Origin of the sequence: Peristeroidobacter soli, assembly GCF_004138485.1 — a bacterium.
Taxonomy (GTDB): Bacteria; Pseudomonadota; Gammaproteobacteria; order Steroidobacterales; family Steroidobacteraceae; genus Steroidobacter; species Steroidobacter soli.
In genome coordinates, this window is sequence record NZ_RYEV01000009.1 from 85,384 (window position 1) to 98,468 (window position 13,085).

Sequence of the window (13,085 nt, forward strand, 5' to 3'; positions counted from 1 at the left end):
AAGGGAGCACTCACGTGAGCGCGATACGGATGAGGATTTCGGACCAGATTTCGGGCGCTGCCGTAGCGCCGACATTGCCGCACGCGGCACGCGAAAACTCGCCATTTGCATTCGACCTCTTGCCTCGACCTCAGATCGACGACCTGCTCGATAGCGTGCTTCAGCATGCGGTCACGGTGATCGAAGCGCCGGCGGGCCATGGGAAGACTGCTGCGCTCTGGCAATGGTACCGAACCGCCACGCGACGCGACCTGCTGGCCATCCATATCAAGGTCGAGGAATCGGTGCGCACGCCGGAGGTGCTGTTCCACCACCTCAACGACGCCCTGGCCCCGGCCGGTGTTCGCATCGAGAACCTCTCGTGGAGCGGCATCGATATTCCCACGCTGGTGCTGATCGATGACTTTCCCGCCGACAGCACGCCGGAGCTCGACGAAGCTTTCGGAATATTGATGCGGAACATCCCGGCGGATTTACACGTCGCCGTGACCAGCCGGGTCCCGGTCCGTTGGCCCATATGCAAGCTGCTGTTGAGAGGTCACGCGCAACGCTTCGATGGTGCAATGCTGCGCTTCACGCAGCAGGAAGTCGCGACGTATTTTTCGGAGTGCGATCCGAATGACGAAGGGCTTGCGTGCCTGGAACATACCGTGCGGGGCTGGCCCGCGGCGCTGCATATATTGCGGCTCAGTCACCAGCACCTGCCCGACACCAATCTCCGCGCGCTGACCGAAACGCCGCCCGAGCTTGCGATTCGCTTTGTCCTCGAGCAGGTATTGAAGCCCGTACCGAACGACGTTCTCGATCTCTTGATCATTGCCGCAGCTCTGCAGCGCGCCGATGCAGCGCTGCTCGACGTGGTACGGGAGGCCGACGATTCGCACGTCTTGCTGCAGAAGGCCCGTGACTGCGGCGTGCCATTGCTGGCCCGCGACGGCGTGCCGGCCCGCCTGCATCCTTTCGTGGAAGCCTGCCTTTCCCACGAAGTAACAAAACTCGGCGAGTCCCGGCGCCGGCACCTGCATCTGCGCGCGCAGAAGTGGTATCTCGAGCAGAGTGACGTCGACGCGGCGGTTCATCATTCGACCTTGGCGCGCGATCCACGCAAGGTATTCGAGAGCATCAACGCCATGGACGGCGTGTGCTTGATGATGCGCAATGGGGCATCGGCGCTCGAACGCGTATTTCAGCATTTGCCACAGCAGCTGTTACCGGAATTTCCGCGCGCCGCCGTAGCACGCTCGTTCTTGTTGGTAAAGAGCGGCCGCCTGCGAGAGGCCAGGAGCATTCTTCAGTCGCTACGAACGAGCAACATGGACGGCTCCGCCTTACCGCCGGGAGCCCTGGATCGACTTCTGGTCGTGCAATATTTCCTCGCGTTCATCGAAGACCGAAAAGAAAACGACTGCGACGAAGAAGAATCGCGGCGGCAACTGGACGCGACGCTCGGCTTCGATCCATGCACGAAGGTACTGATCGGCCTTGCACTCTCGAACGCACGTCTTCGCCGCGGCGATCTGCTGGGCGCGATCGATAGCGTGCTCGAGGCCGAATTCTGGTCGAGGCAAGCCGACGTTCCATTTGCCGCGTTCTTTGTCTATCAGCGCCTTTGCGCGCTGAACCTGCATCGCGGCCGCGTGCGCGCCGCACGTGAATACCTGGAGCGAGCCGCATCCATCGCGGCGGCATTGCAGAAGCACGAATCGCAGCCCGCGCTGCTGGCGGACATCCTGGGCTCGGCTGTCTATCTCGAACAGAACGACTCCACCAGCGAGCAATTGCTGCAGCGTTCGCTGCCCCGCCTCAACCAGATCGAATGCCTGGTGGAGGCTCACATCGCCGCGTACACAATCGCCAGTCGAGCGGAATACGAACGTCACGGACTGGAGCCGGCATTGCAGGTTGTGACACGCGCCGCAGAGTTCGGCGCTCGACGTCACTCACCGCGACTCGTACATGCCATGCGCATCCAGCACGCCGAGCTGTTGCTGCTGGCTGGCGAGACCCGGGAGGCTCTGGCTCAACTCTCCAGCGCCGGCGTGCAAATGAACGGCGATACGATGCAGGCGCCGGACTGGCTGTCCTGGCTCGACCAGATCCAGGCCGGCCTTGCCCTGGCGCGCGCGCTTCGGGCCGACGGCGATCTCCATCGCTCACTGAAACTGTGCGCCGACCTCGCCGCCAGGTGCGAAGCTGCCGACGCACAGCATTTCTTATTGCGCTGTCGCCTGCTGGAGGCGCTTGCTCATCGGGCGCTGGGACAGACCGAGCAGGCCACTGCCGCGCTCCGACACGCGCTGTACATCGCTGCGCCGGAGCGCGCATCTCGTGCCTTCATCGACGAGGGCGCACCGATGCTCGACCTGCTGCGAAGCGCGGTGCGCACGACCGGCATCAACCAGCTGTCCACGGAAGTGGTCTCGTTCGTCGCCTCGATCCTGGGGCAGCAGCAGACCAGCGAGACGACGGAATCGAAACCGGCCGGCACGCTGTTGAGCCCGCGGGAACAGGACGTACTCAATCAGCTTTCGGTCGGACACTCCAACAAGGTGATTGCACGCAAGCTCGATCTCACCGAGAACACAGTGAAGTTTCACTTGCGCAGCCTCTACGAAAAGCTGGGTGTCGGCTGTCGTATGCTGGCCGTCGAGGTCGCACGAGAGAAAGGCATGCTCGCGGAATAGCCCGCAAGGGAACCGGCTTCCCCGACCCGTTACTCACGCGGTGAGGATTACTCACGCAGTACGGAGTCGAGCGTATGAAACGAATGAGTGTGCGCGCCAGCGCCTGGCTGTTGACGGCGATCGCCGCGATGGCCGGCGCGGCATCAACCGCCGAGGCACAGCAGACGATTTCCAGGGCGGACACCTATCAGACGATCAATATCCTCTACGGCAAAGTCACGCTGGTCGAAGAGGCCCAGGCAGCCAGTGCAGCGGCGGGTGGAGCCGTACTTGGCGGCATCGTGGGACTGGCCACACAGCACGGCAAGCACACCGGCGACAAGATTGTCGGTGCTGCTGGAGGATCGGCGCTAGGGGCACTGCTCACGCGCGCCGCAGAAGGCTCTCGCCGTCTGAACGCATACACCATTCATGAGAATGATGGGTCCACCATCAAGGTCATCCAGGAACCGGCCGACATTCGAGTCGGCGACTGCGTCGCTATCGAGCAAGGCAATACATCGAACGTGCGGCACGTGGCGGGCGAGATGTGCCAGGCCGGCCCCCATCTTGCCGATCCCGCCATCGCCGCAAGCCATGAGCAGGACGCCGATGCCTGCGCACAGGCGAAACGTGAAGTGCTGAATGCGAACTCCGACGCGGATTTCGCACGAGCCGAAAAGAAGATCCGGATCCTTTGCTACTGACGCGTCATCGACTTTTCTAACGATCTGCGCATTGAACTGTATGCGCCTCGGCTGCCTCGCCGAGGCGCATCTGCTTTTGTTTGAACGCGCGCGCGCCCTGCACCGCCGTCACGAAACCTTTTGATCCCTCGCTGTTACTACGACCGTCGAAATTCGCGACGGCAGTCGACAGCATGAGACCGGCAAACGCATCATTGTTTCTAAAGCGAAGATCGGCACATGGCACCTGGGCCGCGGTGATGGGCGTGATGCTCGTCGCACTGACCCTCGCCGGCTGCAAGGGCAGCCAATCCGATATGCCCTCTTCCAATCCGGCAGCGGCGCAAGGCGACTCATCGACGCTGCCCCCGGCATCGGGACCCGCACAGTCCAGCGGCGATACCGTCTCGGACACGCCACCTGTCGTCGAAGACCCGGCGCCATCCGAACAACCGGATGAGCCACCCGCCGACGAGCCTGCGGATCCACCGGCCACCCCTCCGGTGGACGACCCGGGGACTGAGCCGGGCGAGCCGCCGCAATCGACATCGGGTGTCATGTTGACCTGGGTCGCGCCCACCGAGAACACCGACGGATCGGCTTTGACCGATCTCAGCGGCTTCCTCATTCACTATGGAACGCAATCCGATGCGCTCACGAGCAGCATCGCGATTTCCACGCCGGGGATGCTGAGCTATTTCGTCGATGGACTGATTTCCGGCACCACTTATTACTTTGGAGTTACAGCGATGAACCAGAACGGCTCGGAAAGCGCTTTGTCCAACATGGTCTCGGTAACGGTGCGCTGACAGCATGCCGTCACCATCCATCTTCACCTTGTTTCGTTCATCGCCCAAGCGTGCCGATGCAAAGGCCGGCCCGAGCGAGACAACCGACGCTCCGCCTGCGGCCAGCGGTCCCGACGCGCGCTCGTATCGCGTCGATTCCGGAACGGCACACGCTCGTTTCAATCGTCATCGCGACAAGGCGCCAGCGCCGGGCAATTCGCCCGTCGATGATTGCCGCCGCATGATGAAGGTCATTGCGACGAGCAAGCAAGCCCAGACCGTTACCGACACGAAAATCCAGCTCGACAGAGCGCGACGCGAGCTCACGCCGGCGCAAAGCGCGCAGCTGGATGACGCGATGGCAGAGCACTTCACCCCTGAAGAGAATCTCCAGTTCGAGGTGGAGCGTTTCTACGCACTGCTCGCGCATCAAACTGCGGCTGACGAACCCTCGCCCCAGATCGACAGAGCGCTGGCACGCATCGAAAGGTTTTTGGCGCAGGTACAGCCCGACCGCGCACTTTGGCCGACCGCGGTCATCAAGCACGTGAAGCGATCGAGGCTGGAGCTCAGCGACGAAACTCTGGCCCGGCTGTCGGCCCTTCCCTCGCCGCCTCGGTCCCCTGCCTGGGACAACCAGGTCGACGTGAAATTCCTGCTCCGGCAGTTCGGCAGAGCGAGCGATATCGAGCAGCGCTTCTCCATCAGCGGCGAGCTGCACCGCATTGAAGACGTCGCCCGCATGGTGCGGGATGCCGGGGGAAGCGATCCTGGCGGGAGCGATCTCGTGCGGGAGCGATTCTCGGATCTCACTCAGCTGGTTCGGAATACCTTCGAAGCGCTTCGGGAAATGCAGCTCAGGGGCAAGCCGCCTCTGGCCAGCGCATTGGAGCAGTTGCTTTGGTTGAACGGCGTGCTCGAACATGCCCCCGGATCCTCGGCGGGAGGGAATGACCGCGCCAAGCTGCTGACGCCGCTGGATCAGGCCCATCTGCAGAGCTGGCTGAGCGCACTGCGCCCGAATCCGGAAAGTGTGGCACGCGCCAATAGCGACGAGCCCATTGCGTACGATGTCGGCGATATTCGCCAGTACCGTCCCAACGCCTGTGGCGATGCCTGCGTGCAGGCAATCCTGCGGCATCACGATCTTCCCTTTGATCCGTACGGCACAAACGACAGACCGGTGTGGCGCGGGACGGACAAACCGCAGATGAGGCAACAGCTCAGCGAGCAGGGGATCGGGACTATCGATCTGCTGCCCACCACGTTCCGGCAAATCTCCAGGAACGAGCTGCGTCAATGGCTGGCACAGCACGGCCCGCTTGTGGCATCCAGTGCCGACCACGCCGTGCTTGTTACCGGCATCGAAGGCGACACGGTGACGATCCATTGTCCCTTGATGGGCAGCCGGCAAGCCTCGCTAGCCGACCTGAATCGCTATTTGAACTGGCAGGAAACCCCGTCTCCACTCGCGGCGACGTATCGGGCGGGAGCACCCACAGTACCTTTCGTGCATCAACCCATGCCCGGAAGAGTGCAGCGCTTCGCAGCTCGCGCGATCGTCGGTACCTGGGAGAAGGCGTACACCAGGGAATGGCAGACAGTGCAGCCGGATAAGCCCAAGAAAAAGAGTTGAGTAACACGGGCGGAACTTCACAACGTCGTTCGGTTACTCATGCTGTGATCTCGATCGCTTCATATGCATCCCGCCCGTCGTAAACGTAGATGACGGGTGTCAGATCGTCGAGGCAGCTGTAACGAGGCGCGCACTTTCCACCCGTTCGTGCGCGGGCTCCTCTTACGTCGGCGCAGTCCCCTCCCCCTGCGAATGCCGATCAGCTACACGATGAGACGACGGGCGGGGGCATCCCCCGAGCGTGCGATCGATGAATCCTCGCTAAACGCCGCGTCAACGGCAGCCCTGGAAACACCATGCCTGGAATGAAGGCTGATCCAATCGCAACTCACGCGTATTCGGCGGCGATCGATCGAATCGATCGGTCCGAAGCGCCCGCTCCAGCGCCCAGCAAACTCGCCGGACGAGTAGAGATCGGCACCAACCCGGCCTCGAGGGCCAGCCTCGTCAGCAGGATCATGAACTTTGCGCGGAAGCTCCTCTGTTGCGTGTTTCCGGCGCCCCGGCCGCGTGCCACCCGGCAGGCCGAGCCGCAACCGCCGAAGAGCACCTTCCCGCAGACACTCCTGCACCTGGGCAACACTTTGGGATCTCGGCAATCCACGAGTGTGAGCATCACGCGGGCGTTGCTCGAGGTCGAGCAGGCCGGCGAGCAATTGCCAAGCACGCTCCGAAGTGCCTCGAAACAGATGTGCGGCGGGGCCGACTCGGCCCAGTTGAACCAGATCCTGACGGCGATGAAGAGCAAGGAGATCCTCGACATTCGGAATTCCTTCGAGGCAGACTCGCCGGCGAGACAGGCGTTCGACGCACTCGCCGATGATGTCAAGCGCGAGCTTCGCAATCGTTCGCAGTCGAATGTGACCAACGAGATCGCCGCGGCTTTGAATGTGATGCAGTCGGGTGGCGACGCGCAGAGCGTCAAGGAACATCTGGGACGTGCGTTCGCGCACGCCGCCTCGCCGGACGCTCTCGCGGTTCATCGCAAGCCGCTCGAATTGATCCTGCGGCACCTGGAGAAACAACCCCAGGACCTGAGCCATTCCCTGCTCACCCATCTGAGTCGTGAGCAGCTCCACCTGTTGCACGGCGCCGCCACACAAGCGAAAAGCCCGCTCACTCAGGCCCTCGCAAGAGAAATACGAGGGCACTCGGCACGGATGATGAGCACGCTGAAAAGCAGCGCGGAGGATTTTCACAAGCAATGCAGCGCCAACGCGGCGATCGGTTCGAAGCAGCTGCTGGCGCAGTTCCATAGCATCGTCGGTACGGTCGAGGACATCCATCAGCACATTCAAATGTTCGGGTCGGATGCGAAAATTCCGTTCGACTTTTCGACCTGCAACCAATCGATCGTGACGTCGTTCGAGCAGGCCGTCGCCTCCGGAAAACTCGATCTTGCCGAGTTGACTGCTGCCGACACCGTCAAGGTCCTGAACGCGTTCACCACACTCGGCCAGGCAAGCACCGGGCAGCAGATACTCAGAGGTGTTCGCGCTCCAGCCATCGCGGAATGCACCACTGCCTGCAAGGGGTCGCTATTTCAACTGGACTCCTGTCTGTCTGCAGACGAGCCGGAGGAATTGCTGAAGGCGATCCAGCACTACTCGCAAAGCGAGCGCGCCCTGATCGACACGGTCGGTGCCTTCTCACCCCGCGGGCACCAGCTGGATGGTTACACGAAACTCAGAGAGCTTGTCGTCGACTGGGTCGACCACTTTGCGAAGAGCGACCCCCAGGGCGCCAGGAGCGCCCTGGCGGGCTTACGACCGCTCATCGGCGCCCTGAAAGCGGCCGCTCAGCAGGCACACGCCAGGCAGGACATCCAGCTGGCGAAACAACTGCAGTCGATGGACGCATCGCTGTCGTCATTGCTCCAATGGGCCGAGCAGCAACTCGGCCCATTGGAAGCGAGCACCGACGGCCTGTCCGAGTCGATGCAACAGGCGTTGAACAAGCTGTATGGAGCGCATGCGTGAGCGGTCGATCGACGATCCCACGAATTGGGATTGACCTTGGCCGGGATCGCATTCAGCAGGCGAGCTTCAGCGCAACCTTGAGCCCGCAGACGCGATCGTAGGCCGCTCGCAGCTTCTGACGAGGAATGCGGCCGTCTTCGACCATTTGCACGATCGCTACGACCGCGCGGTCGGCCACATCGGGCTCATACACGAGATTGTTCGCAAAGATGAACAGGTCCACGCCCGCGTTGATCGACAATTCCAACGCCCGCTCCAGCCCATAGTACTGCGTGATCGCTCCCATCTGCATGTCGTCGGACACGACCACTCCGCGAAAGCCGATGTGCTCTCGTAACACGCCGATCGTCGCTGCCGACAGCGTCGCCGGATAGTTCGGATCGAAACGGCTGTTGTAGAGATGTGCCGTCATCACGAGTTGAAGCGGGTCCGGACCGGCAAGGGCCACGAACGGTTCGAGCTCGACGTCAGACCAGGTGCTCGATACGTCGACAAACCCGACATGAGAGTCCGCAGTCGCGCTGCCGTGCCCGGGAAAGTGCTTCAGTGCCGTTGCGACACCGTGCTCGCGGTGCGCTTCGATCACCTGCGTTGCGTGCTCGATGACCACGGCGGGGTCCGCAGAGTAGCTTCGCTCCCGAGCACCGATCGCCGGGCTGCTTGGGTTCACGTCGAGATCGACGACCGGCGCAAAGTTCAGATTGATGCCGAGATCCGCAAGCGTTGCTGTTGTTACATCCGCCTCCGCGTACGTCGCGGCTGGATCGCCGAGGTCGCCGAAATACTTTGCGCTGTGGGTTTGCGGGAATCCGTAGCGTGACTTCAGGCGATCGACGAAGCCACCCTCCTGATCGATTGCGACGAGCAGGCGCGGCGATCCAGCCTGCCGCTGCAGTCCGGCAATCAAGCTGCGCACCTGGGCAGGCGACTCGATATTGCGATCGGTACCGAGTTCGACATCGCGATCGAACAGAATGACGCCCCCGAGTTTGTGCCGCCCGAGGCTCTCCGTGATGACCTGCGCATCGTCGATGGTCTTGCCTCGAAAGCCCAGTATCAGCAGCTGAGCCGCCTGGTCTTCCAGGGTGGGGCTCGGATCTTCCTGCGGATGACATCCGGTGATCGCGAGCACGAACGCAGCAATGAACGTGCGCCGGAGGCGCCTCCTCACTTGCGCCACCACTGGTCGCGATTGATCTTGGTCAAGACACCTCTGCCGGATCGATCCGCCTCATGCTGTTCGCTATGCGCGGAACCTGTGACCATGAAGGCGGCGAAGAAAGCTCACACGGATACCTGAACGGCTCATCGTCAATCCTCGATGCAGTCTCCTGAACGCTCGCGACACGATGGGTAACGCCATCCGCCTGGTTGGTTCCATCGCATCGGCCCTACACACCGAGAGACGAGAAAGCGAATGACACGAGCACCATTTCACGATTCGGCGCGCGATTCATGGAACTGCGATCGCCCCTACCGCCACCTAATAACGCAGCATCCACCATGGTCAGGATATGCCCAGCGTCAGTACTCCATACAATCTGCAGGTCTACCGTCAAAGACTGGAGCAATTGCATCCCGATGACGAGCTGAAGGGCAAGCTGGTTTCCTTGATCAAGCAAACGATCGAAGCCCACCAGCTCCCTTCAGAAGATCAGCTGACCGACGCTCATTTCAGAGAAATCCTGGAGCGTCTGCATCGCGACGACAACGCCCGGTTCCGTGGCCGATTGCTCAGCGTGGGCATCCCGTACGTCTCGAGATACTCCCCCTGGTCCAACCAGAGAGCGACCGGCAAGGTCATGGCATTGATGGGCCGCCTGAACATCCAGACGGCCGATCTTCAGCCTCGCCGCCAGACAGATGCGCCCCAACCTCACGGCGGAGGTGAACATGCGGCCGACCCTCTTCGGCCACCCGTCGCCGCGCAAGACGAACCGACCGAAGCTCCTGCAGGTGCGGCTGCTCCCGCCCAAGGCGCACCTCCACCCAAGCCCGGCCCATCGCCCGTCGCCGCGCAAGCCGAGCCGACCAAAGCTCTTGCCCTTGCGGCCGCTCCCGCCCACGGCGCACCTCCACCCAAGCCCGTCGTCGCGAAGGCTGCGTCTCGCGCAATCGCGCTTTCCGCTGCGGACAGCTCAGCCAACGCGTATTACCAAGCCGTGTCTCAGGTACAGAGTTGGTCTGTTCACCGCGTACCCTCGGCAGCAGCTATCCGTGCGGCATGCGATAGTTTCGTGACGGCCCTACGTCATTTCGAAGAGGCGCCGCCCAAAGCCAGTGTATTGATCTCCAAGTTCGAGGCATTCGAGCAAGGTATGTACGAAGCACTGATCATCCCGGGGCTCACCGCGGACACGCTCACATACACTGCATGGGCGAAAGGAATGGCCGGCGCCTTCCTTCAGTATGGAAACATGTGGCAGCAGCAAGGCGACATCGACGAGGCCATCAACGCTTATAGAAGCGGCTTCTATGTGATCAGCGACCATGCCAACGTTACTCATAACAGTACGGCACTGATGCCATTCGTCGAGAAATTGCGCGGACTGCTCCAGGGCAAGGCGGAATCGGCGCTGGCGATGGGACACGTTACGGAAGCCGCCGGTTATCTGGCCGAATGCGGGCATCTGTGCTTGACGGTCGGCAACAACGAGGACGGCGAACGACTCTATTCCGATGCCGCAAACCATCTCGAAAAGGCGGCAGAGAAGAATCGAGCCGAGGGGCGCATTGCAGCCGCCAGAAAACTGGAGAAGCTTGCAGCGGGCGTCCGCAAGGAATGCGCCGCCACCTTGCGGTCGGTCCGCAAGCTAACTCCCCAGGAGGTTCGCAATGCCAGGGAATCGGTCGCCTCCTACAAGCGGGCGTGGCAGAGAGGTGAAGCGGGTCCGGCACGCGCCGTCATGAAGTATGCCCGTGTGCTCCAGGACTGGGGTTACAGCGAAGAAGCTGGTGATGCCTTCCTGCTCGCCGCCGAACTGGACGTCCATGCACAGAAGACGTATCCGAACCATCATTGGGCCCTCGAGCAAGCCATCGAAAACTACCAGCGGGCTCAGGCTTTGCTCGCCAGCGACGACACCAGGCTTCGCGGTATCCCGAGGATTCTCGAAGACCTGGACCGCCTGCTGCATGACCTGAAATTCGGACTCGGGCCGGCTGGCTCGACGAGCAAACCGGAGCAAGCAAAGGACCATGCTAAAGAGAAGGCTGAAGAGAAGGCCGAAGAGAAGGCCGAAGAGAAGGCTGAGGCTAAAGAGAAGGAGCACTATGCCGAGGAGATGGAGGACTATGCCGTGCTCGAAGTCGCACCCGGCGCAAGCCTGCGGGAGATGGTCATGTCGAAGCGTCGCCTCCTTCTCAAGCACCACCCTGACAAGGCTCCCGACAAGAACAATGTCAAGGATATGGAGCGGCGAGTGGAGATAACGAAGCGCATCAACCTCGCCGCGGAAAGGCTTGAGATCTAGCGCTATTGAAGATTTCCGCGCTCGACGTGCGACCACTGGATCGAGACTGGGCAACTCGACCGGTAGTCGGAGAACGAAGCGGTGCGATACACACGGCGACCGCCTGTGCAACGCAAGACTGTTCCCTTCTGCTAGACGCCGACTTCGTTTGCGACCATTTTGCTGCAACCTGCATCAAGTGGCTATGTCGCACTTTCAGCGTATCGAGGTCGCCGCTGAGGTGGCCCGGGCTACCCAGGCGGGGATCCGCGGGCCCATCAGGCCATTTATTTGGCCTGTCGACCGGCCCATCTACACGCCGATCCGCCGTCTGATGCGCATGGCGACCGCCGACGAGGGGGACCTTCGTCGAGGTTCTGCGCGCCTATACCGGACAAGGGATATCTGGCGGCTGGGTGAGAAGCATCGCGGTGAGCGAGTGCTCAATGTACCTGCGGTCGCCGTAGCGCCGGAGCCTGTTGTAACCGGACAGTGTACGTGGGCAGCGACGACGAATCCCGCAGCGCCGGTGGTGCTGCGGGACGGGCTTCGCATTCTGAGTTTTTCGAAGTCGCGGCCGGCGAGGCCGGCGGGCTTTGTTGTTAATCACTTGGAGAAGAGATGAAGACAGGATCGACGATGACAGTGCACCTCGCGCTACTATCTGCTGCTGCAACTGTCGTGGTCACAGCGACTGCGGCCGAAATTGAAAGGAAACCTGCGGAAACGCAGTCCGAGATGGAGCAGAGGATTGAAGACGCTCGTCGCAGACTGGACATCGCCGCGGAGGAAGTCGCGGAGTTGAGCATGTCGATGTCCGACTACACGATGCCCCAGGTTCTGGAGACCCGCGCTTTGGGGCGCCCTCGAGCCATATTGGGGGTCAATCTCGGCCCGCGGAGCGATGAGGCGCCCGAAGGCGTCGCGATTGTCAGTGTCAGTCCGGGTGGATCAGCTGAAAGCGCGGGTCTGAAAGCAGGTGATGTGTTGCTAGCGATCGGTGACAAGCAACTCAAGCGCGACGAAGACACGGCCGCGCGTGACCTGCTCATGAAGGAGATGGAACAGGTTAAGCCAGGCGAGAAAGTGCAGCTACGCTACCGTCGCGCTGACAAGATTGCGACCGCAACCGTGACGGTGCAAGCTCCTCCGGATCGCGTGTTTGCCATGCGCGACAGCTCCGGCAGTGCCGCAGGAATAGCGCTGCCTGGATTCGCCACGACGCGTATCGTCGGTGCCTTTGGCTCCGCTCAATTGGTGTCGTTGATGCCCGAACTCGGCCAGTACTTCGGTACCGAGAAGGGCCTGCTCGTGGTGCGCGCTCCCGCCGACGGCCGCCTGATGCTGGAGGACGGCGATGTAATTATCGACATTAACGGGCGGATCCCCTCAAGCCCGAGCCACGCGTTCCGTATTCTAGGGTCCTATCAGGCGGGCGAGAAGCTGACGCTCAATATATTGCGACAAAAAAAGAAGATGTCATTCAACATCACGGTGCCGAGCGACGGGGTGCCCCTGCCCTCTCCGATCATGCTCGATCAAGGCCTCCAAAGACCGCTGATCAAGGGTCCAGGCGGCGTAGTAGTTGCGCCTTTGTCGGATCCCATGCTCGCGCCTTTTCCGCCGAGTGCTCCGGAGACGGTGATCGCCACCTGGGACGAGCAGGCGGTGATCAGCATCTAGCCGAAGCCGGCCAAGCTTCGGTCAAAGGCATTGGCAGTAGGAATCTCGGCATCTCTCATCGGTGATAGCGACAAGGCTGCACAGTGTGCGACCTGTCTCATTTCGTAGCACATTCAGTGCCGCGACAGCACGGTGTTTCCGTACATAGAGAATTCCGCAAAGTACATCGCCGAGAAATTTTCATTCCGAGGATAGCGT

8 protein-coding genes are annotated in these 13,085 nt (G+C 61.6%); 7 read left to right on the plus strand and 1 reads right to left on the minus strand.

Translation table 11 applies throughout. The annotated features are described in order from the left end of the window. Positions 1 to 119 precede the first annotated feature (119 nt). The 5 genes from EKO19_RS33365 (at position 120) to EKO19_RS33385 (ending at position 7,752) form a co-directional block, all read left to right on the plus strand. Positions 120 to 2,684 carry a LuxR C-terminal-related transcriptional regulator gene (locus tag EKO19_RS33365; RefSeq protein WP_175597281.1) on the plus strand — a complete coding sequence of 855 codons (2,565 nt, stop codon included), beginning with the start codon at positions 120 to 122 and terminating at the stop codon, positions 2,682 to 2,684. 83 nt (positions 2,685 to 2,767) lie between these two features. After that, the gene (locus EKO19_RS33370) at positions 2,768 to 3,370 is read left to right on the plus strand and encodes a hypothetical protein (protein ID WP_129781763.1); all 603 of its coding nucleotides are present in this window, start codon (positions 2,768 to 2,770) and stop codon (positions 3,368 to 3,370) included. Positions 3,371 to 3,543: 173 nt separating this feature from the next. Further along, complete coding sequence (locus EKO19_RS33375; protein WP_129781764.1) at positions 3,544 to 4,158, plus strand: fibronectin type III domain-containing protein; 615 nt, start codon at positions 3,544 to 3,546, stop codon at positions 4,156 to 4,158. Between the two features lie 220 nt (positions 4,159 to 4,378). Next, positions 4,379 to 5,773, plus strand: a complete 1,395-nt coding sequence (locus EKO19_RS33380; protein ID WP_157995558.1) for a papain-like cysteine protease family protein — start codon at positions 4,379 to 4,381, stop codon at positions 5,771 to 5,773. Positions 5,774 to 6,231: 458 nt separating this feature from the next. Further along, positions 6,232 to 7,752, plus strand: a complete 1,521-nt coding sequence (locus EKO19_RS33385; protein ID WP_129781766.1) for a hypothetical protein — start codon at positions 6,232 to 6,234, stop codon at positions 7,750 to 7,752. A 52-nt stretch (positions 7,753 to 7,804) separates the two neighbouring features. Here EKO19_RS33385 and EKO19_RS33390 read toward each other — a convergent pair whose 3' ends face one another. After that, positions 7,805 to 8,923: a glycoside hydrolase family 3 protein gene (locus EKO19_RS33390; RefSeq protein WP_157995559.1), complete on the minus strand. Its 1,119-nt coding sequence runs from the start codon at positions 8,921 to 8,923 to the stop codon at positions 7,805 to 7,807. Positions 8,924 to 9,266: 343 nt separating this feature from the next. Here EKO19_RS33390 and EKO19_RS33395 point away from each other — a divergent pair, with 343 nt between their 5' ends. Beyond that, entirely contained in the window at positions 9,267 to 11,225 is a 1,959-nt protein-coding gene (locus EKO19_RS33395) for a J domain-containing protein (protein ID WP_129781768.1), read from the plus strand. A gap of 600 nt (positions 11,226 to 11,825) precedes the next feature. Then, entirely contained in the window at positions 11,826 to 12,887 is a 1,062-nt protein-coding gene (locus EKO19_RS33400) for a PDZ domain-containing protein (RefSeq protein ID WP_129781769.1), read from the plus strand. Positions 12,888 to 13,085 lie beyond the last annotated feature (198 nt).

Excerpts from the sequence above, each read along its gene's own strand:
- EKO19_RS33380 (WP_157995558.1), top strand. The coding sequence starts at position 4,379 with ATGATGAAGGTCATTGCGACGAGCAAGCAAGCCCAGACCGTTACCGAC.
- EKO19_RS33375 (WP_129781764.1), top strand. The coding sequence starts at position 3,544 with ATGAGACCGGCAAACGCATCATTGTTTCTAAAGCGAAGATCGGCACAT.
- EKO19_RS33400 (WP_129781769.1), top strand. The coding sequence starts at position 11,826 with ATGAAGACAGGATCGACGATGACAGTGCACCTCGCGCTACTATCTGCT.
- EKO19_RS33395 (WP_129781768.1), top strand. The coding sequence starts at position 9,267 with ATGCCCAGCGTCAGTACTCCATACAATCTGCAGGTCTACCGTCAAAGA.
- EKO19_RS33385 (WP_129781766.1), top strand. The coding sequence starts at position 6,232 with ATGAACTTTGCGCGGAAGCTCCTCTGTTGCGTGTTTCCGGCGCCCCGG.
- EKO19_RS33370 (WP_129781763.1), top strand. The coding sequence starts at position 2,768 with ATGAGTGTGCGCGCCAGCGCCTGGCTGTTGACGGCGATCGCCGCGATG.